Genomic DNA, 22,293 nt, shown 5'->3' with positions numbered 1-22,293 from the left:
TTTGTTACAAGCACTTATACAGGCTTTTTCCAAAGATCCCGATTTTGGATCCATTACTGCCGGTATTACGTCCGGTATGAAGGAGCAGCTGGTTTCAGGATTGTCCGGATCGGCGCGCCAGATCATGTTGGCAGCTCTGCATCAAGAGATGAACCGACCACTGCTTGTCGTTACACACAATATGTTTTCCGCACAAAAAATTGCAGAAGATTTACAGGAAGCGCTTTCACCAGATCAGGTTCTGCTCTATCCTGCCAATGAACTTGTTGCCGCTGAAGCCGCTGTTTCCAGTCCGGAAACATTGGGTCAGCGTATTGATGTGTTGGTCCGCTGCGCCCAGGGTTTTAGGGGCGTTGTTGTTATTCCATTTTCCGGCGTGCGGCGTTATGTCCCTCTTCCGGAAGTGATGGCGAGTGCCCAAATTACAATTAAACAAGGCAGTACACTAGACTTGGATTCGTTCCTTCTGGAGATGGTGAAGCTTGGATATGAACGTGTAGAGCGGGTTGAATCTCGCGGCGAGATGAGCGTACGCGGCGGAATTATCGACTTTTATCCTGTGACTTCATCCATTGCCTATCGGGTGGAACTGTTTGATGATGAGATTGATTCCATACGAACGTTTGATCCGGCGGATCAGCGCTCCATTGAACGAATTGAAGAAGTTACAGTGCTGCCATGCAAAGAGTTAATTGCTGACCGTGAACGCATGGAGAAGGCTGCAGATGCGGCTGTTGTCCTGCTGGATCAGCAGCTCGAGAAAATGACTGACCGACAAGCCAAGCTGCGTCTTCGTGAAGAGATTCACCGGGAGATTGAGCTGCTGAGGGAGCATGTATATTTCTCTGAAATGTACAAATATATATCACCTCTATATCCGGAACATAAGACAATCTACGACTACATGCCAGAGGACACGCTGCTTGTTCTTGATGAGCCTGCACGACTGGCCGAAACCTCCAAGCAGCTCGACAGGGATGAGTCGGAGTGGAACCTGCATTTGATGCAAAACGGGAAAACTCTTCCTGATCTTCATTTATCGGCAGACGGGGATGAACTGCTGTATGAACGTCCATTCCAGACACTGTTTATGTCGATCTTTTTGCGTCAGGTTCCGCATACACAGCCTCAGAACATTCTGAATTTTATCAGTCGTGGCATGCAGGATTTCCACGGTCAGATGAATGTGCTTAAGGCAGAGATGGAACGTTGGCAGAAGGCCGGAGTGCATGTACTCATGCTGGCAAGCGGGGAAGAAAGACTCGACCGCATGCGGCGCGTGCTTATGGATTACGATATACCGGAACCGGAAATGCTCATCGGTAACTTGCAGACTGGATTCGAGATGCCGTCCATACATCTGGCAGTTGTAACCGAAGGTGAGATGTTCTCCCAGAAGCAGCGCAAAGCGCGCAAACCAAGCCGTAATGTCGATAATGCTGAACGGATTAAATCATATAGTGAGCTGAAAGTGGGCGATTATGTCGTCCATCAAAATCACGGGATTGGTAAATATCTTGGCATCGGTACGCTCGAGGTTGGCGGCATTCATAAGGACTATATGCATATTCTCTACGCCGGTGGGGATAAACTGTCGGTACCGATCGAGCAGATCGATCTGATTCAGAAATATGTCGGGTCAGAAGAGAAAGAACCCAAAATCTACAAGTTGGGCGGTAATGAATGGACACGGGTCAAAAATAAAGTTCGTACATCCGTACAGGATATCGCTGACGATCTGATCAAGCTCTATGCGGAACGTCAGACTTCGAAAGGTTTTGGCTTCGAGAAGGATTCTGCCGAGCAGCAGGAATTCGAAGCGATGTTCCCTTATGATGAGACCCGTGATCAGGTGCGTGCGATCGAGGAAATTAAAAAGGACATGGAACAAAATCGTCCCATGGACCGTCTGCTATGCGGAGATGTCGGTTACGGGAAAACCGAGGTCGCCATTCGTGCTGCCTTTAAAGCGGCAATTGAGGGCAAACAGGTTGCTGTACTCGTTCCTACCACAATTCTGGCACAGCAGCATTATGAAACATTCCGCGAGCGCTTCTCGGGTTATCCATTCAATATTCATGTCCTTAGCCGTTTCCGTTCACGGAAGGAACAGAATGAGACGGCCAAAGGCATTAAAAGTGGTACGGTTGACATCGTCATCGGTACACACCGGTTGTTGTCGCAAGATCTGGTATTCAAGGATCTTGGACTGCTCATCGTCGATGAAGAGCAGCGCTTCGGTGTAACACATAAAGAAAAACTGAAGAAGCTGAAAACAAACGTGGACGTGCTCACGCTGACGGCTACACCGATTCCGCGTACGCTCCACATGTCCATGCTGGGTGTCCGTGATCTGTCGGTTATCGAGACACCGCCAGAGAACCGTTTCCCGGTGCAGACCTATGTTGTGGAACACAGTCAGGCCCTTGTTCGGGAAGCGATTGAGCGGGAACTGGCTCGTGGGGGTCAGGTTTATTATTTGTACAACCGTGTCCAAGGAATTCAGGAGATGGCGGCTGAAATCTCGGAATTGGTTCCGGGCGCCAAAGTTGGCGTAGGACATGGTCAGATGTCGGAGACTGAGCTGGAGAAAACCATTCTGGACTTCCTGGATGGTGAATATGACGTGCTTGTCAGCACAAGTATCATCGAGACAGGGGTTGATATTCCGAACGTGAATACCCTGATTGTCCATGATGCGGACAAAATGGGCCTTTCCCAGCTGTACCAGCTCCGTGGGCGCGTAGGCCGGTCCAATCGAATTGCATATGCTTACTTTACCTACCAACGGGACAAGGTGCTGACCGAAGTCGCAGAGAAACGACTGCAATCGATCAAGGAATTTACCGAGCTCGGGTCAGGTTTCAAAATTGCAATGCGCGATCTGTCGATCCGTGGTGCAGGGAACCTGCTGGGTGCAGAGCAGCACGGCTTCATTGCTTCGGTTGGATTCGATCTGTACTCTCAGATGCTGGCTGAGGAAATTAACAAACGCAAAGTCACCATGCTTGGTGAAGAGCCGGTACCGTCTGATCAATGGAACACCACGCTTGATCTCAGTATCGATGCCTATTTGCCGTCGGATTATATCTATGACAGTATACAGAAGATTGAAATTTACAAAAAAGTGGCGGTTATTGCCTCTTTCGACGATGCCATGGAACTGGAAGACGAACTGGTTGACCGATTCGGAGATCTTCCGGAAGCCGTTATTAATCTCATGGCCGTTGCCAGGTTAAAGGTTTACGGTAAAATCTACGGAATTGAGTCCATTACTCAGCGTGGTGATGATCTTACCGTGAAGTTCTATGAAGGCCGTGAACATGCATTTGAGCTCTCGAAAATTGCGCACATTGGAAATCAGTTCGAAAGACGTGTACAATTTGAACAAGGACCCCATATGCTTATACATGTCAAAGGCAAAGGGCTTGGGGACAAGCAACTGATGGAACTGGTAGAGAAATTCCTGGAGTCCATGAAGAGTGCTTTTAAATCAAAGGGGGAACTAAAGGATGTTACCAAAGTATAAAAAAGTAGGGAAAGTACTCTCCGTGAGTATGGTCGCAGTATTATCCCTATCATTGCTTGCTGCATGCGGCAAGAAGGAAGAAGCAGCTACACCGGAAACGAATGATACAAGTGCTGTTGTGGCTACTTACGATGGTGGTACAATTACAGCCAATGAATTCGACATGGAGCAACGGGTCATGAAATTCCTCTATCCGGAATATGCACAAATGATGGAGATGGATGATTTCAAGGACTACCTGGTGCGCCAGGAAGTTGCTTATGAATATTTGAGTGGCAAGGCGAGCAAGGAAGCTAAAACAGAAGGTGCAAAAACAGCAACTGAACAATTCGATAAAATGAAAGCTTCTGTTCAAGCTGATCAATGGACTGAAATGTTGAAAGCCCAAAACCTGACAGATCAAAACATCAAGGATTACATGACTCGCATCATGACCGTAATTAAGGACAAAGAGACTGGCGTTACGGAAGATGCCATCAAAAAGGAATTTGAAACGAATAAGGATCAGTTCACAACGGCTTCGGTTCGTCACGTCCTGATTAATTTCACCGATCCGGATACACAAAAAGAACGTAAAAAAGAAGATGCATTGAAAATTGCAAAAGAAGTTAAAACCAAACTGGATGCGGGTGAGGACTTTGCAAAAATCGCAAAAGAATACTCCGAAGATCCAGGTTCTGCGGAAAAAGGCGGATTGTACGAAAATACCCCTGTATCCAACTGGGTAGACGCGTTCAAGGAAGCTGCAAAAACATTGCCTCTCAACAAAATCAGTGATCCGGTTGAGACCGAATACGGATATCACGTGATGAAGGTGGAATCCCGTACGGAAGCGGATTACAGCAAATTGACGGATGAACAGAAAGAAACACTCAAAAGTCAATTGGCAGCTGCAGAGATCGATACGTTCATGACGAACGAACTGGACAAGGTCGTCAAAGAAGTAAACCTGCCAAAAACAGACAAAGCTGAAGAAGGTACAACTGAAGGTACGGATGGTACATCGGGTACTGGCACGGGAACTGGAACCGAAGGTGATCAATCTACGGAAACCAAAACCGATGAATCCACTAGCACTGACAAGAAGACTGACCAAGGTAAAACTGGTACAGATGCAGATGCAACAACAGGTGATAGTGCAGATACAAGCAGCAAGTAAGAATCAAGACGGGGTAAAGGTACCTTTTGGACAAGCATAGAGAGAAGCAAGGGGAGGACTAATGGCCTGCCCCTTGCTTTTTTTTGTGTGTACTGCAGCGTACTGGGTACATGGTCACCTTCTGTGGAATGAACACAACTATATTCTTTAATGCATGTATAAGGAAATGGGAACAGATGAATACTATGGTCAAGATATCACACTAAACGTTCTGGGACTTTCCTCTACCCATTATGGAACAGTAGTTGAAAAATCTTCTCGAGAAAGTGGGGCAACATGTGAAATGAAAGCTACTGGTATTGTCCGCCGTATTGATGACCTCGGCCGTGTGGTCATTCCAAAAGAAATTCGTCGTACGTTACGGATTCGTGAAGGAGATCCACTTGAAATCTTTGTGGACCGTGACGGAGAAGTCATTCTGAAAAAATATTCGCCAATCGGCGAACTGGGCGATTTCGCCAAAGAATATGCTGAATCGTTGTACGAAAGTACAGGTCATGTAACCATGATCTCTGACCGTGATACCATTATTACGGTAGCTGGTGGCTCCAAGAAGGAATATTTGGACAAGCAGGTAGGTCAGCTGGTGGAGAGCTGCATGGAAAACCGGAAGACCATTGTGGAGACAGGCAGTGGCTCCTACGAGCTAAGCAAGGATCATGACGAAACGTTATCCTCTTTTGTCATTGCACCCATCATTTCGGGTGGAGATCCCATTGGAACCGTTATTCTGTTTAACAAGGATGAATCGGTGAAAATGTCCCAGATGGAAGTTAAAATGTCTGAGACGGCTGCCGGCTTCCTTGGCAAACAGATGGAACAATAAACAGCAGATCAACTCCTGGTGCCTTTCTGGCAGACAGGAGTTTTTTGCGTTTGGAGACATGTTTCCGAGCAAGAAGTGAGAACGGAAAAAGCTGATCTATGCAGAAGGTTAGTCTGTGCGGCTTCAGGCAGGTATAATAGCAAGGTATGCTTACAGGATATAATGCTTGGACAACCGCAGGAGGGACTTATGAAACAGCCGTCTACTGGCTCTAGATTGTTACAGGGTGCATTTATACTAGGGCTTGCTGCCATTATTTCCAAAATCATCGGTGCTTTTCAGAAGATTCCGTTACAGAATCTAGGGGGAGACGGTGTTTTTGGTATTTATAACACGGTATATCCGTTCTATATGCTTATCATTACGGTGGCTGCCGCAGGACTGCCTGTTGCAGTATCCAAGTTTGTTGCTGAGGAAAATGCGCTGGGAAGACCGGAGGAGGGCAGACGGATTATCCGTCTGTCTTCCATCCTTCTCGGAAGCATCGGACTAATTCTGGCATTATTGATGTACATGGGTGCACCCTTTATAGGTCATCTTATTGGTAATGGACATGTCATTCCTTCCCTACGGGCTGCTTCGCTCGCGCTGTTATTTGTCCCATTGATGATGGGTCTCCGCGGATATTTCCAGGGGTTACAGCAGATGGTGCCTACCGCTGTATCTCAAGTCGTGGAGCAGACGATCCGTGTTACGGTGATGATTGTGCTGCTGCTATGGCTTATGAGGCATGATGCATCACTGGAGACGATTGCTGCGGGAGCCATGCTTGGTTCCGTTGCAGGAGGGATTGTCGGTTTGGTAACCATGTTGGCATATCTATATGGTCATGGGCGAAAGAGCAAAAAAACTGGTTTATCAGAAAAAGAGATGGATCGCTTACAAGGATTAGAAACCAAGAAGGAACAACAGAGGCTTCAGACGGGAGGAGCGATTTCGAATGAGCGTGAGCAGGCTCGGACCAATGGTCAATGGATCAGGACTCTGTTGCTCTATGCCATTCCGGTCTGTCTGGGTTCGCTCGCTGTGCCCCTGATGAACCTGGTGGATACCTTCACGGTGCCCCGGCTCCTAAGGATTGAAGGGCTGGATGAAGTCGAATCCATGGTGTCGTTCGGAATTTACAATCGGGGCTTGCCGCTTGTGCAGCTGGTGACGATGCTTGCTACGTCACTATCCGTGCTATTCATTCCGGCGATGGCCGAAGCACGGCTGAAGGGCGGGCCGGAAGCCGTGAGGCAGCAGGCAGGCATTGCCCTGCGCTGGTTCTGGTTAATCGGCCTGGCAGCATCCGCTGGTCTGGCGGTGCTGGCAGAACCGATCAACCGCATGCTGTACGGTGATGCCGCAGGCACCGAAGCCCTGCGGTACATGGCGCTGACGGCAGCGGGCAGCACCGTCAGCATCATCGCGGCGGCGCTGCTGCAGGGCCTCGGCGCCGTACGCGCACCCGCGTTCAGCATGCTGGCCGCCGCAGGCGTCAAGGCGCTGCTGAACATGTTGCTTGTGCCGGCGCTGGGCATCAGCGGCGCGGCTCTGGCAGGCGCAGCCGCCTATATGCTGGCGGCTGGCCTGAATGTGGCGCTGCTGGCGCGGCGTGCCGCCCTGCGCCCTGCTCCTGGCGCCGTCCTGGCGAAGCCGGCGCTGGTGATCGCCGCCATGAGCGTGGCGGCAGCAGGCATGGCCTGGGCTGCCGGAGCGGTGCTCGGCGGCATGGGCATCGCGGCCGATCGCAGGCTGGCCGCGGTGGGCATAAGCCTGCTTGGCATTGCCGCAGGTGCAGCCGTGTTCTTGCTGGCGTCAGCCCGAATGGGGCTGCTGACCGCCACAGACCTGGCCGCGATCCCCAAGCTGGGACCGCGCCTGGCCAAATTACTGCGCAGACTGCGTGTCTTGCGCTAGCAGGATCTCGACCGCTTTTGAATGCAGGATTATAGGAAATCACCTGATTCTGGTATAATACGTGTAATTATAGAGCGCTGTTCTGCACAAGCTCCTTATTTTCATGGGGAAAAGGGAGGTGCGCGAACAGGATGGTTCGGATGGAGGTTGGAAGATGAGCGCAGCTTTGACAGTCGTTGGTCTCGGTTCAGGAGATGCAGACCAGCTGACAGTAGGTATTATCAAAAAAATGAAACAGGCGGCCACGCTTTATGTCCGCACACTGGATCATCCCGTGTTGAATGATCTGAAGCAGGAAGGGTTGGAGATGACATCATTTGATGCCATCTACGAGGCGAAGGCATCGTTCCCGGAAGTGTATGATGAAATCGCAAATCGTTTAATTGAAGCCGCTCGCCAGGGAGAGTCAGGAACTGAGATTGTATACGCTGTGCCAGGCCATCCAATGGTGGCAGAAGCAAGTGTACGTCTGCTGAAAGAGCGCTGCCCACAGATGGGTATTTCACTTCGTGTCATGGGGGGAGAGAGCTTTCTCGACGAAGCATTTATTCGCCTTGGATTTGACCCTATTGAAGGCTTTCAGCTTTTGGATGCCAGCAGCTTGAGTACGGAACTGGTGCAGCCTCAGTTACATACGCTGATTGGACAGGTTTACGACGTGTTTACAGCGTCTGACGTGAAGCTGTGTCTGATGGAAGTATATCCGGATGACTACCCGGTATTTGTTGGTCATGCCCTCGGTGTGAAGGACCAGGAGGTCATTCACAAGGTACCACTTCATGATCTGGACCGGATTGAAGGATACGGAAACCTGTCACTGATCTATGTGCCAAAGAATACGGAAGATGCACTGCGTCGCCGCTCCTTTGCACGTTTGCATGAGATTGTAAACATTCTTCGCAGCCCGGGCGGATGCCCATGGGATCAGGAGCAGACCCATCAGTCCATTCGCAAGAACCTGATTGAAGAGACCTACGAGGTCATCGAAACCATTGATGAGGACGATCCGGATCACATGAAGGAGGAGCTTGGGGACTTATTGCTGCAGATTTTGCTGCATTCCCAGATGGAAGAGGAAGTGGGCACATTTAATGTGTATGATGTCATCGAAGGACTCCATGACAAGCTCATATTCCGCCATCCCCATGTATTTGGCGAACATCAGGCGGAGAATGCGAATGAAGCACTGCAGAACTGGGAACAGATGAAGGCAGAGGAGAAGAAGCGCAAAGGGTTGGATCAACAGGACATTTCTGTGCTTGATGGGATTCCCCGCGATCTGCCTGCCTTGATGAAAGGGTACAAGTTGCAGAAGAAAGCAGCCAAGGTCGGTTTCGATTGGGATGATGTCGAGGGTGTATTTGCCAAGATTGAAGAAGAACTGGCTGAGCTGAAAGAAGCAGTGCAGAATAACCAATCTGCTGAAGAGCAGAAGCTGGAATTAGGCGACTTGCTGTTTGCCACTGCCAATGTGGCTCGGTTCATCGATACGGATCCGGAAGAGGCACTTGCAGCCACTAACCGCAAGTTTACAGGACGCTTCCGATATATTGAAGAACGCCTTCGTGAATTGGGACGGACACCTGCAGACAGTAATGTCGAAGAGATGGAGCAATTTTGGCAAGAAGCGAAGAAGGCAGGGTTATAACCACTTCCTACTTGCATCTTATTCCAATAAGCATGTTCCATGATTTCATCTGGTATGTTATGCTATACGAACATGTGTTCATGTGTGGTGCTGGATATTTCTGAGTAATCAGATACCGTTTGGGGTATTGGACTTAGACTATTCTTAGGCAATGGTATGTATTAAGTCAAAAAAAGTCGCGGTTCGAGGCAGGAATTCAGAACCAAAGCCAGAATACATGTGTAGTAAACCTTGTGCGGAACCGCAGCAATCAACGGATTGCAGGATTCGCAGATACTTTTTTTTCAATTTGGGAGGCTTTTAAAAATGAACAAAACAGATCTGATTAACAACATTTCCACCAAAAGCGGTTTGACTAAAAAAGATGTTGAATCCGTATTGAACGGTTTTTTGGGAGAAATTACAGATGCACTCGCAAGCGGAGACAAAGTACAACTGATCGGCTTTGGCACTTTTGAAACCCGCAAACGTTCCGGTCGTACCGGCCGTAACCCACAAACAGGGAATGAAATCGTAATTCCTGAGTCCACTGTTCCTGCATTCAAAGCAGGCAACAAACTTAAAGAAGCCGTAAAATAATGCGTCTTGATAAATTCCTGAAGGTCTCCCGGCTGATTAAACGCCGTACTGTGGCCAAAGACGTCTCTGAACAGGGACGTGTTCTGATAAACGGACGTGAAGCGAAGCCAAGCGCTGCTGTCAAAGTGGGCGATGAGCTGACGGTTCAGTTCGGTCAGAAGCTGGTCACCGTAAAGGTAGAACGTCTTGCCGAGAGTACCAAGAAGGATGAGGCGAGCAGCCTCTATACCTTGGTTAAGGAAGAGCCGATCGCCAAGGATAACGGGCTGAACTGGTAATGTTCTGCCCGATATGCTCCTTTTTCAAATGAAAGCAAGTGATATAGAAGCGCCTTTCCCTATACAGGAAGGGCGCTTTTGTGTCTGGACAAGACGGATCATTCCGTTCATCATCGATGGTTCTATTCCTGCCTTCCGTTCCATAAGCTAGGTGTAAGAAGGAGGGGTACATGCCATGGTTGAGCACGGTAAACCGAAACAGCATCATTTGAGCATGCAAAATCGCAAACTGCTGGATCTGACAGGCGTCTCGAATGTGGAGAGCTTCGACAGTGAGGAATTTTTGCTGCAGACTGAACTTGGGCATCTGACCATCCGGGGGCACAATTTACATATCAAAAACCTGAGCCTGGAGGAAGGTTTACTGTCCATTGAAGGCACAGTCAGTTCGCTTCAATATCTGGACCCCGGTTCCCAGAACAAGAACGGTAAAGGCCTGTTCGGCAAGATGTTCCGATGAGTCCGGACACGCAGTGGATCACATTAACGTGGATGCTGTTATCGGGAATCGTGATGGGAATGGCCTACGACAGTTACCGGGTGCTGTCTGGTCAGCTGCGGTTCCCGAGATGGAGCATGCATACACTCGACCTGTTGTACTGGGTTGCTTCCGCGCTGTTCGTTTTCCGGATGCTGTACGCCGGAAACCACGGACAGCTGCGGTTTTATGTCTTTTTGGGGCTAATTATAGGGGTTTGCTTCTATTTTTGGCTTTTAAGTGTTACAACCCAGCGTTTTGTGGTAATGTTAATTAAACTCGCAAGAACACTGATTCATTGGTGTGGACATATCCTTAACATCCTGTTCGTTATGCCAGTTAAGGGATTATACAAGCTAGTACGCTTGTTATTGGGTTTTGTACTCGCGATCCTGCTATTCCTGGGCAAGCTGGTATTGCAATGTTTGGTACCTTTCGGCAAGTTGTTCCGCTGGATGTTTAGGCCGCTCCTGAAACATTGGGTAACGCCCCGTTGGATGATCCGTGCGGGTTCAAGTATTGCAGCGATATGGAAACGCTGGTTTTAAGGAGGTCCGATAATGGGTAAAACACCTGTGGGGAGATCTGCAGCCCCAACAGGCCAAGGGAAATCTGCTGGCGCACGAAGACGCCTCATGCTCTGGATGACATTCATGGTTGTGTTTGTCATTTGGGCAGGATATACGTTCCTGGTGCAGAATGCACAGATTTCGGACAAGAGTTCGCACTTGGCCGCACAGCAGGCTTCTAAGGAAGAGACGCAGAAAAAGCTGGATCAGTTGAAGTATGAAGTCAGCCGGTTGAAGGACCCTGAATACATAGGACAGCTGGCGCGGAAAAAAGGATATTATTTGCCTGAAGAGACGCCAATCCAGGTTGAAGAGTCAGGGAACTGATGGAATTGTGCTCATGACAGAGCAAGGGTTATTATCCATATATCTGAAGCCGTCATACTGTTAAAAATAGGCTCCCTTACGGGGTAGAGCTCTGTTGACCTTGGTTTACGGCATAAGGTATAATTACATTTAGCACAGCATTGATTTTGGCATTTCAAAAATCGGGTTGTATATTTTTAAGGGAGGATCATTTTATTCTATGGCAATTGAAGTGGGCACCAAGTTAGAGGGCAAGGTGACAGGCATCACGCATTTTGGAGCATTTGTGGATCTGTCAGGAGGTGTCACGGGTCTCGTTCACATCTCGGAAATCGCCGACAATTATGTCAAAGATGTCAACGACCACCTGAAACTTAATGACGTCGTTACAGTGAAGGTCATCAATGTTGACAAGGATGGCAAAATCGGACTTTCCATTAAGCAAGCTGTTGACAAACCGGTTGAGCAACAAACACAATCCAGACCCCCAAGAGCTCCAAGACCGGAACGCAGTGGAGGAGATCGCGAACGATTCAGCGGTGGAGGCCCAAGTGGCGGCCAAGGCCGTGGCGGCGGCGGTGGATTTAACCGTGACCGTGGAGGCCGTTCTTTCAAGCCCGCAGCAGGCAAACCTTCATTTGAGGATAAAATGTCACGCTTCCTGAAAGATAGCGAAGAACGCATCTCTTCGCTCAAGAAGAACACAGAGGGCAAACGCGGAGGCCGTGGAGCCAAGCGCGTGTAATCTGTCTCAACCTGATTTAAAATATAAGAAAAGCCGTTAGCCCGTTAGGGTCGACGGCTTTTTTGCGTTTTATCGGTTATTCCTTCACTCGACTTCCTATTTAAACTTTTTGGGGATTACCGTCGGCTCTGCCCATTGGAACGGATTTGTAGCCTTTTTTGTAAAGTATCGCCCCACATTGCGTTTTTTTCGCGCAGGATTCAAAGGAAATAAGAACATTTGTCGTCTTCCATTTTTTACCGACACATTTCCATGCCATTCCGCAGTTATCCCGCCCAATTCATGTTTCTCCCAGAACAAAACCGGTTCAAAATCAGACAACCCTATCTCCAGTGGATCATGACGTAAAGGAGGGAATAGCAATAAGGCCGGGGGTTTTGCTCCTCCGCGCCAGGCCTGTTTCTTTTGTCGTAAACTTTTTCAACCCTGTCCACCTATTGTGACAAACTACGTCTTCTAATCTATCTATAATCAGAACCATCGAGAATGAAACACGAAAACAATTAATCGAATGGGGTGCCTTGGGATGATGGAAAAGTGGAATGTCATTCAATTTCCGGGAATGAAAGCTGGCAAAGGGGGTACCGAAGCTCGGGAGGAGCTGTCTGTACGTCTCAAACAGTGGATTAGCTCCCGCAAGGCTGTCCAGGTCGTTGCTGCACGCAAATGGGTGCTGCTCCTCACGTTCATGGGATTCTTATTGGGAAAAGCCATGATATTGAATGAATTATCGCCCTTTGCGATTGCCTACTTTGCGGTTATTGCCTTTATGCGCAGGGATTACATTATCCCCGTTGGGGCTGCTTTGTTGGCAGGAAGTTTGTTTGCCCCGTTCCCAGTTCCTCTGATTGTAGCATCCGAGATGGCCATCTTCTATCTGCTCTTCCGCGGACTGGAGTCTTACGATCGTGCTGAATTATCTTATGCACCAACGATGGTGTTTACGACAACTTTTATGGTCAAGTTATTCGCCGTTGTGATTGGGCCGTCTTTCAGCTGGTACGCCATGTTGATGCTCACGATGGACTCTGTACTCAGCTTCGTACTTACCCTGGTTTTTATACAAGCCATACCGATTTTTACGTATCGCAAAAAGAAATTCAACCTAAAGAGCGAGGAGATCCTCTGTCTAATCATATTGCTGGCCTCGGTCATGACAGGAGCGGTAGGCTGGACCATTCAGTCCCTTTCCGTGGAGCATATGCTCTCTCGTTATTTGATACTGATCTTCGCGCTGGTGGGCGGAGCCCCCCTTGGTGCATCGGTCGGGGTCATTACGGGCCTTATCCTAAGTCTGGCCGATATGTCGGCCGTCTACCAGATGAGTTTGCTTGCTTTTGCCGGGATGCTGGCGGGTATGTTGAAGGAAGGCAAACGTGCGGGGGTTGCACTGGGCATGCTGCTGGGCTCCTCCATTCTGTCCATTTATCTGGGCGGTCCAGGCGACGTGATGAATTCATTGTGGGAAACATGTGCAGCCATCGTTCTGTTCATGATTACACCAAAAAGCATGATGACGGCCATATCCAAATATGTGCCGGGCACCCAGGACCATACCAAATCGCAGCATGAATATGCGAAACGGATTCGGGATATTACGGCAGAACGGGTAACCCGTTTCTCGCAGGTGTTCCGTCAGCTCTCACGCAGCTTTGATCAGATGTCAGGCACCGGGGAACCGGTACAGAACGAAGGCGGGATGGAACACTTTATGAATGCGGTAGCCGAAGGAACATGCGCAGGCTGCTTCAAACGAACCCAGTGCTGGGATGCAAAGTTTATTCAAACCTATAAATATATGACGGATGTCATGAGTTCCATTGAGGCCAATCCGGAGATGTCTGGGAAACAGATTCCGGTAGAGTGGAACAGGGTATGTGCCAAACCGGAGGAGGTGCTCGAGGTTATGCGTGCCCAGTATGGGCTGTACCAGCATAATATGCAATGGAAGCGTCAGATCGTGGATAGCCGGCAGCTGGTTGCCGAGCAATTGTCTGGAGTATCTCAGGTAATGGAGGACCTGGCCAAAGAAATTCAACGGGAAAGCGAGGAAATGGTACAGCAGGAGGAACAGATTCGGGATGCACTGGAATCGCTGGGCCTGTCCATTCATTCAATTGAAATCATCAATTTGGAGGCAGGCAACGTGGAGATTGAGATTGTTCATGCCTACACACGGGGATTCGATGAATGCCGGAAAATGATTGCACCGCTGATCTCGGATGTCCTGGACGAGCATATTGCCGTCTTGCATGAAACGATGACAGATCATCGTCAGGGCCTGGCTACCGTAACATTCGGCTCAGCCAAAACCTATGAAGTGACTACCGGGGTAGCTGCAGCTGCCAAAGGGGGAGATATGCTGTCCGGAGACAGCTTCAGTACAGTTGAATTGGGAAACGGTACATTTGCGGTAGCCCTCAGTGATGGTATGGGCAACGGAGAACGGGCACGCATGGAGAGCAGTGCGGCGTTAAATATACTGGAACAGCTGCTTCAATCCGGCATGGACGAGAAGCTGGCGATCAAATCCGTGAATTCCGTGCTTATGCTGCGCTCTCCCGAAGAGATGTATGCCACAGTGGACATGGCTCTGATCGATGAATATACAGCAGAGACCACCTTTATGAAAATCGGCTCGACACCGAGCTTTATTAAACGCGGACAGGAGGTTATTCAGGTATCAGCCAGCAACTTGCCGATTGGCATTATCAAAGATATCGAAGTGGACCTGGTCACCGTACAGCTTCAACCAGGCGATATACTGATCATGATGACAGATGGCATCTATGATGCACCGGGGTATGCCGTCAACAAGGAATTATGGATGAAACGTCTCATTCAGGAGATTGATAGTGATGACCCACAGGAGGTGGCCGACTGCCTGCTCGAGAGTGTAATTCGATATCAACAGCATGAGATTATGGATGACATGACCGTCGTTGTAGGAAAAGTTGAACATTATCGCCCGGAATGGGCCACGCTGCGAGTACCTGGCATTAGCCGGATGGAGCGCCCACGTACCGTCAGTTAATTGTATCTTTCTCTGTTTGAAGTCTCTTCATTCTGGCAATGCTAGTCATAGAGTTGGAGAGTAACGAAAAACGGAGGGATTCGGATGAAACAGATCTTGTTGATCACCGACGGTTGTTCTAATGTAGGTACAAGTCCAGTGCTGGCGGCAGCAGAAGCCCGTGAAGAGGGGATCACCGTCAATGTGGTTGGGGTTATAGATTACGGAACGATTGGCGAGCTGGGCAGCCGGGAGATTGAGGATATTGCCAAAGCCGGAGGTGGAATCAGCCAGATTGTTGGTACAAGGCAGCTTGCCCATACGATGCAGATGATGACGAGAAAAACAGTGGTTCAGACCATTCAGCAGGCGGTTAATAAAGAGCTAACACAAATTCTGGGAGATAAGACTTCCAAAACCGTAACCGACCTTGAACCTGCTCAGCGTGCACAAGTGGTGGAAGTGATGGATCATTTGGCTGAAACCACCCCTCTGCAGGTCATCCTTTTAATTGATGTAAGTGCAAGCATGAAGCCAAAGCTCGCCGCTGTGGAAGAAGGAATCCGGGATCTGATGCTGAGTTTGCAGGCGCGTGTAGGGCAAAGCCGGATCTCGGTGTTTCATTTCCCGGGTCGTCATAGTGGAGAAGAAGCGGTGATGGACATCAACTGGACATCTGATCTGGGCAGTGTTCGTTCCCTGTTTGGACGTCTGCAGATGAAGGGTGCAACGCCGACAGGTCCTGCGATTCAGAAGGTGATTGATTTTTACCGTTATGGTACACTGGAGGGACAGCAGGAAATAGAAGGGAACTATCGCATTGAAAGAGAAGGGATGCTCGGTGACAACGTTGTCTGATGCCTCTTTCCCCCCAGGAACAGTAATCACGGGGAAATGGAATCGCAGCCGTTATACGATTCGCAAGCTGCTGGGCAAAGGCGCCAACGGCATCGTTTTTCTTGTCCAGCGGGGTGAGAATGGCAAGCACTATGCACTAAAGATGGGATTTGATCCGGTTGATCTGCAATCGGAGGTGAATGTGCTCAAATCGTTTCAGCTGCAGCGTAATCATGAGGCCCTTAAGCAAAGTGGTATTCCATCCTATCTTAAGGATGTGGACGACTATGCCATACAGGGAAGGGACATTCCTTTTTATGTGATGCGTTATGTTCGGGGTGAGGCTCTGCATCACTTCATTCGGCGTCAAGGGACAGACTGGACACTTTTGGTGGGGCTTAGACTTCTGCAGAAGCTGGCACAATTGCATCAGGCGGGCTGGGTATTTGGTGATCTTAAACCTCAGAACGTACTGGTGTCCGATTTTGGTCAGGTGGAGCTTATTGATTATGGTGGTGTAACATCAATTGGACGAAGTGTGAAACAGTTTACCGAATGGTATGACAGGGGATTCTGGAATGGTGGAAGTCGGACAGCAGATGGTACCTACGATGTTTTCGCTTTCGCATTGTTATTGATTCATGTACTGGAGGGGGATGCGCTCAAGGCACTGGCTGCCGAAGGATTGCCACAATTGCGGAGTGTTAACCAGCTCACGGCTCTGGTGGAGCGCAGCGAACGGATGCGACCGTTTCGAAACTGGACGATTCAGGCGCTTCGGGGACAGTTCCGCGATGCCGGACATGCAGCTAAAGTTTGGAAAGACATGATGGCCCGGCCTGCACCTCTTCGCCGGCGATCATCAAGCTCGACACCACGCTGGCTGAAAAATGCATTCGCTATATCCGTTATATTACTTATTGGGGTACTCATCTATGCACTGCGATTCTAATCTATACAAGTGCATATACATAACGCTAGGAATGAGGAACAGGTATGGAGGCTTTACGCTGGAACAAGCTGGTGAATCACGTGCTGGAGGCAGCGGAAGAGCATCAGTTATGGGTTCCCGGGGATCGGATCATCGTCGCTGTATCGGGCGGACCGGACTCGGTGGCTTTTTTGCATATTATGCATGAGATCAGCACAACACATGTTCCACTGGAACTGGTCTGTGCTCATGTGCATCATGGGTTTCGCATTGAATCTGATGATGAGGCTGAAATGGTCGGGAAACTGGCAGATCAGCTAAATATCCCGTTTGAGTGCGCAAAGGTTGATATACCTTCTTATATGAAGCTTACCGGTCAGGGACCGCAGGAAGCAGCACGCGATAGGAGATATGCATTTCTGCATGAAGTGGCTGAGAAATACGGTGCGGCAAGCATCGCTCTTGCACATCATGCGGATGATCAGGCAGAGACAGTCATGCTTCATTTATTGCGTGGCAGCGGACTATCGGGGCTGGCGGGAATGAAGTTTAAACGGCACGAAAAAAATGTGGAACTTATTCGTCCATGTCTTCGTATAAACAAGACAGACCTTGTAGAAGCTTGTAATACTCAGGGATTTCTGTACTTTATGGATGAAAGCAATGCCCTGCGTAAATATCGGCGCAACGCCATTCGCTTGGATGTGCTTCCTTTTTTGGGGCAGTATAATGGACAGCTCACGCCGTCTTTGAACCGGCTTGCCGAAATTGTGGGCGATGAAGACGATTTCATGGAGCAAGGTGCATATGACGCATACAGGTGTCTAGTGCAGGTGAACGGCGGAAGGCAAACCTTTGAGGTGCCTTCCTTTTTGAAGTTACATGTCGCTTTACAACGAAGGTTGATTAAACTAATATTGAATTATCTGCCTTTGGACAGTGATTTTGTCGACTTTACCCGTATCGAAACCATTCGCCGCAAGGTGACCCAGCCTTATGCGAAGACCTGGAGCCTAGATATAGGACAGACACTCGCTTGTACCCGGGAGTATGATCTGGTATCCTTCGGCAAACGGACGGACGTACAGGATCAATCTTTCGAGTATCGTCTCGTGCAATGGAACGGAACTTATGAGCTTTCACTCAGGGAGATTGACCGATATCTTCGGATCATTCCTATGAGTCCCGAGGACTATATTGTACCGGAATCGGCGGATCAGGCCGCATTTGATGCGGATAAACTGTTCATGCCGCTGGTTGTGCGTTCACGGTTACCTGGAGATACCATGAAAGTCATGGGATTAAACGGAAGCAAAAAGGTGAAAAATATTTTCATCGATGAAAAAATCCCCCCCTCTGTCCGTCCACGTATTCCCGTGGTTTGTGATGGAGCAGGCAACATTGTCTGGTTGCCGGGTGTTCGCCGATCAAGTATTGCACCGGTGAAGGAGGATACTTCCGCCATCCTGTACATGACTGTAGGCAATTCAGCGATTCAGGGGTAGTGGTTATGGTTCAGGTAAGGCTTTCATAGTATAACTTAGGAGGTTCGCACAGTTGCAGAACGACATTCAGGAAGTATTGATCAGTGAAGAAGAAATTCAAAGTAAAGTCAAGGAATTAGGCGCAACACTAAGTGCCGAATATGCAGGTCGCAATCCTTTGGTCATTTGTGTGCTCAAGGGTGCGTTTATATTTATGGCTGATTTGGTTAAAAACATAACGGTACCTGTTGAGATGGATTTCATGGCAGTATCCAGTTATGGAGCATCCACCAAAACGTCGGGCGTTGTTAAGATCATCAAAGATCTCGACGTTTCGGTTGAAGGACGTGAGGTGCTCATTGTGGAGGATATTATCGACAGTGGACTGACGCTCAGTTACTTAATTGAACTGCTCCAAAATCGCGGCGCCAAATCCGTGCGCGTGGTTACGCTTTTTGACAAGCCTTCAGGCCGCAAGGTTGAGCTTGAAGCTCATTACACCGGCTTTGACATTCCTGACGCGTTTATCGTTGGATATGGTCTGGATTATGCCGAGAAGTACCGGAACCTCCCTTACATCGGGATTTTGAAACCGGAAGTATACAGCAGTTAATGCAAATGCTAGCTCCAAGCCCTGATCTGCTTGTGGCTTCTGTTGAGAAGCCATGTCGGGCTATGTTAAAATAATTAAAGTGTCTCGAGAGGAGGTAGGGGATGAATCGGTTCATCCGGAATTCTGGTTTTTATTTGATTCTTTTTTTAGTCGTGGTGGGCATAGTGCAGTTCGTCAGCAATGGCGGCGAAGCCACAGATAATCCTAGATATGATCAGTTGCGCACGGCGGTTAAGGCGAACAACATCTCGGAATTGACGGTTCAATTCGACGGTCAGTCTTTTCTTGTGACCGGTCAATATAGAGAGAAGCCTAGCGAAGCCAAATCAGAAAATTTCTCAACGTACATTCCTCCTACGGATGAAGCGATTAGTGAACTTGTAGCGGCAAGTGAAGCTAATAATTTCAAGTTAAATCAGGAGCCAATGAGAGGTGACAGCATCTGGCTGACACTTCTGACATCCTTTATTCCTTTGATCATTATGTTCCTGCTGTTCTTCTTCCTGTTCAATCAGGCGCAAGGCGGCGGCGGCAAAGTAATGAACTTTGGTAAAAGCCGTGCCCGTCTCTACAACGAAGAGAAGAAGCGGGTTACATTTGAAGACGTCGCAGGTGCGGATGAAGAGAAGCAGGAATTGGTTGAGGTCGTTGACTTCCTCAAGGATCCTCGCAAATTCGCAGCTGTAGGTGCACGGATTCCTAAGGGCGTACTGCTCGTGGGGCCTCCGGGTACTGGTAAAACGTTGCTCGCTCGTGCCGTTGCCGGTGAAGCGGGTGTACCTTTCTTCAGTATCTCGGGTTCCGACTTCGTCGAAATGTTTGTCGGTGTCGGTGCATCCCGTGTACGTGACTTGTTTGAAAATGCGAAGAAAAATGCCCCATGTATCATCTTTATTGACGAGATTGATGCAGTAGGCCGTCAGCGTGGAGCTGGCCTTGGCGGTGGTCACGATGAACGTGAACAAACGCTTAACCAGTTGCTCGTTGAAATGGACGGATTTGGAGCCAATGAGGGAATTATCATTGTTGCTGCAACCAACCGTGCAGACATTCTGGACCCTGCCTTGCTGCGTCCGGGACGTTTTGACCGTCAAATTACGGTTGACCGCCCTGATGTAAAAGGCCGTGAAGCTGTACTGAAAGTACACTCCCGCAACAAACCACTCACCAAAGATGTGAAGCTGGACATTATTGCGAAGCGTACGACAGGCTTCTCTGGTGCGGATCTTGAAAATCTCTTGAACGAAGCGGCATTGCTTGCAGCACGCCGTAACCGCAGAGACATTTCCATGAAAGAAGTTGACGAGGCAATTGACCGTGTCATCGTAGGTACGGAGAAGAAAAGCCGTGTCATCAGCGATCGCGAGAAACGGATCGTTGCTTATCACGAGGCAGGTCATACCATCGTAGGATACTTCCTGGAACATGCCGATATGGTACATAAAGTGACCATTATTCCGCGCGGACGTGCGGGTGGATATGTAATCATGTTGCCAAAAGAAGATCGCATGCTGGTTACCAAGCAAGAACTTCTGGACAAAGTTACGGGACTCCTCGGAGGTCGCGTGGCAGAAGAACTGTTCATTGGTGAAATTGGTACTGGCGCATACAGTGACTTCCAACAAGCGACAGGTATTGTTCGCAGCATGGTTATGGAGTACGGTATGAGTGAGAAATTGGGACCTATGCAATTCGGAAGTTCACAAGGACAGGTATTCCTTGGACGGGATATCGGACATGAACAGAATTACTCGGATTCCATTGCCTATGAGATTGATCAGGAAATGCAGCGCTTTATCAATGAATGTTACGAGAAATGTAAAGACTTGCTCGTAAAACATACAAAAGAAATGCATCTGATCGCTCAAACGTTGCTTGAAGTGGAGACACTGGAAATGGATCAGATCAAACAATTGATCGAGACAGGTTCCCTTTCTCCAAAAGCGGAGAGCGATAATGATAATGAAGGTACGCCAAATGAAGGCGGAGAGCCAATCGTCGACAACATCGGTGATGTGCGCGTTCGTATTCAAGGCAAAGATGAAACACCTGAGCCTCCAGCAGGAGATATCCCTAACGATGCTCCGAATCTGGATAAAGGCAACAGCAATGATCCGGATGATGGCGGGACGAAGCCAACATCTTAATCTAAATGCTACACAATCTGTTTCTTGGAACAGATAAGAGGAGAGCCGAAAGGCTCTCTTTTTTTGTCCACATTATTCAAATTGCAGAGATAATGATAACTGCGAGCTAGAGCGCGAACTACGCAGGAAATGGATGATTAGAGCGTTGTTCTGTATCCTTTTCATTTATTGACAGAGTCGTGAACGTTGTGTACATTAGTTGTTAAACCGCTTGTGATTCGTTTCTCAAGCGAAAATAACGACGCAGATAGTCACAGGAAACAGCGCATGGCGCTGTCCCGTTAAAGGAGAGGATCACAGGTGGAAGCTCTGGCTTTAGAGCGCAAGGCTGAGATGAACCGGGAGCTGCGAGAGCGGCTGATGGAGTTGAAGAAGGAACGTAACGCTATTATTCTTGCTCATTATTACCAACGTGACGAAGTACAGGAAGTCGCCGACTTTCGCGGAGATTCATTCCTGCTTGCCCAGAAGGCCGCACAAACTGACGCGGATGTCATTGTGTTCTGTGGGGTTCATTTTATGGGTGAAAGCGCTAAAATTCTTGCCCCGAACAAAACGGTTATTATTCCGGATGAACGCGCAGGATGCCCGATGGCAGACATGGTGAATGTTGAAGGATTACGCAAACTGAAAGCGCAGCATCCAAATGCAAAAGTAGTGACTTACATCAATTCCTCAGCGGAGATCAAGGCTGAGACCGACATCTGTTGTACATCGGCCAATGCGGTCCGAGTTATTCAATCTGTTGATTCCGATGAGATTATCTGGGTGCCGGATAAAAACCTGGGGCATTATGTCCAGCAGCACACAGACAAAAAAATGATCATCTGGGAAGGGTACTGCAACACTCACGATATGCTGACCGTAAAAGACGTCGTCGAGATGAGAGCAAAATATCCAAATGCCGAGTTTGTCGTGCATCCGGAATGCCGCCCGGAAGTAGTGGAGATGGGGGATTTTGTAGGCAGCACGACAGCCATCCTTGAATATTGTAAAAATTCTTCGACCAAGGAATTTATCGTAGGAACAGAAGATGGCACGGGCTATCAGCTGCGTCTCGATAGCCCGGATAAAGAGTTCCATTTTGCCACCAAGTTTCTTGTGTGTCCAAATATGAAGGTCAACAACCTGAAGAAGCTGGTTAAATGCCTGGAAACGATGAAGCCGCAAATCTACGTACCACCGGCCGTTGCCGACAAAGCCAGAGAATCGCTAGAGCGCATGTTACTGGTGAAGTAGCATGCGCTAC

General features: G+C 48.8%; 18 protein-coding genes. All 18 read left to right on the top strand.

Annotated elements, in window-relative coordinates:
- Window position 1 precedes the first annotated feature (1 nt).
- The 18 genes from mfd to nadA all read left to right on the top strand — a co-directional run bounded on the left by mfd (window position 2) and on the right by nadA (window position 22,283).
- Window positions 2-3,529: a transcription-repair coupling factor gene (gene mfd / locus AAIH57_RS28135; RefSeq protein WP_175394623.1), complete on the top strand. Its 3,528-nt coding sequence runs from the start codon at window positions 2-4 to the stop codon at window positions 3,527-3,529.
- Entirely contained in the window at window positions 3,513-4,688 is a 1,176-nt protein-coding gene (locus AAIH57_RS28130) for a peptidylprolyl isomerase (RefSeq protein WP_430023800.1), read from the top strand. The genes mfd and AAIH57_RS28130 overlap by 17 nt, the downstream gene beginning before the upstream one ends.
- Window positions 4,689-4,971: 283 nt before the next feature.
- Window positions 4,972-5,514, top strand: a complete 543-nt coding sequence (gene spoVT, locus AAIH57_RS28125) for a stage V sporulation protein T (protein ID WP_175394621.1) — start codon at window positions 4,972-4,974, stop codon at window positions 5,512-5,514.
- Between the two features lie 189 nt (window positions 5,515-5,703).
- Entirely contained in the window at window positions 5,704-7,416 is a 1,713-nt protein-coding gene (locus AAIH57_RS28120) for a putative polysaccharide biosynthesis protein (RefSeq protein ID WP_430023799.1), read from the top strand.
- A 154-nt stretch (window positions 7,417-7,570) separates the two neighbouring features.
- The gene (mazG, locus tag AAIH57_RS28115) at window positions 7,571-9,064 is read left to right on the top strand and encodes a nucleoside triphosphate pyrophosphohydrolase (protein ID WP_430023798.1); all 1,494 of its coding nucleotides are present in this window, start codon (window positions 7,571-7,573) and stop codon (window positions 9,062-9,064) included.
- Window positions 9,065-9,370: 306 nt separating this feature from the next.
- Complete coding sequence (locus tag AAIH57_RS28110) at window positions 9,371-9,643, top strand: HU family DNA-binding protein (RefSeq protein WP_017691362.1); 273 nt, start codon at window positions 9,371-9,373, stop codon at window positions 9,641-9,643.
- Window positions 9,643-9,921, top strand: a complete 279-nt coding sequence (locus AAIH57_RS28105; protein ID WP_095293361.1) for an RNA-binding S4 domain-containing protein — start codon at window positions 9,643-9,645, stop codon at window positions 9,919-9,921. The genes AAIH57_RS28110 and AAIH57_RS28105 overlap by 1 nt, the downstream gene beginning before the upstream one ends.
- A 175-nt stretch (window positions 9,922-10,096) precedes the next feature.
- Window positions 10,097-10,381, top strand: coding sequence for a sporulation protein YabP (gene yabP / locus AAIH57_RS28100; RefSeq protein WP_175394619.1), 285 nt, complete (start codon window positions 10,097-10,099; stop codon window positions 10,379-10,381).
- Window positions 10,378-10,947 carry a spore cortex biosynthesis protein YabQ gene (yabQ, locus tag AAIH57_RS28095; protein WP_175394618.1) on the top strand — a complete coding sequence of 190 codons (570 nt, stop codon included), beginning with the start codon at window positions 10,378-10,380 and terminating at the stop codon, window positions 10,945-10,947. The genes yabP and yabQ overlap by 4 nt, the downstream gene beginning before the upstream one ends.
- A gap of 12 nt (window positions 10,948-10,959) precedes the next feature.
- Window positions 10,960-11,295 carry an FtsB family cell division protein gene (locus AAIH57_RS28090; protein WP_175394617.1) on the top strand — a complete coding sequence of 112 codons (336 nt, stop codon included), beginning with the start codon at window positions 10,960-10,962 and terminating at the stop codon, window positions 11,293-11,295.
- A 199-nt stretch (window positions 11,296-11,494) separates the two neighbouring features.
- Window positions 11,495-12,019 (top strand): S1 domain-containing RNA-binding protein, encoded by a 525-nt coding sequence (locus AAIH57_RS28085; protein ID WP_095293365.1) that lies wholly within the window; start codon window positions 11,495-11,497, stop codon window positions 12,017-12,019.
- Window positions 12,020-12,545: 526 nt separating this feature from the next.
- Window positions 12,546-15,053, top strand: coding sequence for a stage II sporulation protein E (spoIIE, locus tag AAIH57_RS28080; protein ID WP_430023797.1), 2,508 nt, complete (start codon window positions 12,546-12,548; stop codon window positions 15,051-15,053).
- A gap of 84 nt (window positions 15,054-15,137) precedes the next feature.
- The gene (locus AAIH57_RS28075) at window positions 15,138-15,890 is read left to right on the top strand and encodes a VWA domain-containing protein (protein ID WP_175394614.1); all 753 of its coding nucleotides are present in this window, start codon (window positions 15,138-15,140) and stop codon (window positions 15,888-15,890) included.
- The gene (locus tag AAIH57_RS28070; protein WP_175394613.1) at window positions 15,874-16,821 is read left to right on the top strand and encodes a serine/threonine protein kinase; all 948 of its coding nucleotides are present in this window, start codon (window positions 15,874-15,876) and stop codon (window positions 16,819-16,821) included. Before AAIH57_RS28075 ends, AAIH57_RS28070 begins: the two co-directional genes overlap by 17 nt.
- Before the next feature lie 44 nt (window positions 16,822-16,865).
- Entirely contained in the window at window positions 16,866-18,305 is a 1,440-nt protein-coding gene (gene tilS, locus AAIH57_RS28065; RefSeq protein WP_430023796.1) for a tRNA lysidine(34) synthetase TilS, read from the top strand.
- 52 nt (window positions 18,306-18,357) lie between these two features.
- Window positions 18,358-18,897 (top strand): hypoxanthine phosphoribosyltransferase, encoded by a 540-nt coding sequence (hpt, locus tag AAIH57_RS28060; protein ID WP_430023795.1) that lies wholly within the window; start codon window positions 18,358-18,360, stop codon window positions 18,895-18,897.
- A gap of 101 nt (window positions 18,898-18,998) precedes the next feature.
- A complete protein-coding gene (gene ftsH, locus AAIH57_RS28055) occupies window positions 18,999-21,044 on the top strand; it encodes an ATP-dependent zinc metalloprotease FtsH (RefSeq protein ID WP_175394610.1) in 2,046 nt (681 codons plus the stop codon).
- 300 nt (window positions 21,045-21,344) lie between these two features.
- Window positions 21,345-22,283 (top strand): quinolinate synthase NadA, encoded by a 939-nt coding sequence (nadA, locus tag AAIH57_RS28050; RefSeq protein ID WP_175394609.1) that lies wholly within the window; start codon window positions 21,345-21,347, stop codon window positions 22,281-22,283.
- Window positions 22,284-22,293 lie beyond the last annotated feature (10 nt).

The organism is Paenibacillus sp. MABNR03 (assembly GCF_050455445.1).
In the GTDB taxonomy this organism is placed as follows: domain Bacteria; phylum Bacillota; class Bacilli; order Paenibacillales; family Paenibacillaceae; genus Paenibacillus; species Paenibacillus xylanilyticus.
Note: the sequence above shows the minus strand (reverse complement) of the source record. Positions and strands in the feature narration are given on the sequence as shown.

Coding starts and splice junctions, on each gene's coding strand:
- AAIH57_RS28130 (WP_430023800.1), top strand. CDS start 3,513: ATGTTACCAAAGTATAAAAAAGTAGGGAAAGTACTCTCCGTGAGTATG.
- spoVT (WP_175394621.1), top strand. CDS start 4,972: ATGAAAGCTACTGGTATTGTCCGCCGTATTGATGACCTCGGCCGTGTG.
- AAIH57_RS28120 (WP_430023799.1), top strand. CDS start 5,704: ATGAAACAGCCGTCTACTGGCTCTAGATTGTTACAGGGTGCATTTATA.
- mazG (WP_430023798.1), top strand. CDS start 7,571: ATGAGCGCAGCTTTGACAGTCGTTGGTCTCGGTTCAGGAGATGCAGAC.
- AAIH57_RS28110 (WP_017691362.1), top strand. CDS start 9,371: ATGAACAAAACAGATCTGATTAACAACATTTCCACCAAAAGCGGTTTG.
- AAIH57_RS28105 (WP_095293361.1), top strand. CDS start 9,643: ATGCGTCTTGATAAATTCCTGAAGGTCTCCCGGCTGATTAAACGCCGT.
- yabP (WP_175394619.1), top strand. CDS start 10,097: ATGGTTGAGCACGGTAAACCGAAACAGCATCATTTGAGCATGCAAAAT.
- yabQ (WP_175394618.1), top strand. CDS start 10,378: ATGAGTCCGGACACGCAGTGGATCACATTAACGTGGATGCTGTTATCG.
- AAIH57_RS28090 (WP_175394617.1), top strand. CDS start 10,960: ATGGGTAAAACACCTGTGGGGAGATCTGCAGCCCCAACAGGCCAAGGG.
- AAIH57_RS28085 (WP_095293365.1), top strand. CDS start 11,495: ATGGCAATTGAAGTGGGCACCAAGTTAGAGGGCAAGGTGACAGGCATC.
- spoIIE (WP_430023797.1), top strand. CDS start 12,546: ATGATGGAAAAGTGGAATGTCATTCAATTTCCGGGAATGAAAGCTGGC.
- AAIH57_RS28075 (WP_175394614.1), top strand. CDS start 15,138: ATGAAACAGATCTTGTTGATCACCGACGGTTGTTCTAATGTAGGTACA.
- tilS (WP_430023796.1), top strand. CDS start 16,866: ATGGAGGCTTTACGCTGGAACAAGCTGGTGAATCACGTGCTGGAGGCA.
- ftsH (WP_175394610.1), top strand. CDS start 18,999: ATGAATCGGTTCATCCGGAATTCTGGTTTTTATTTGATTCTTTTTTTA.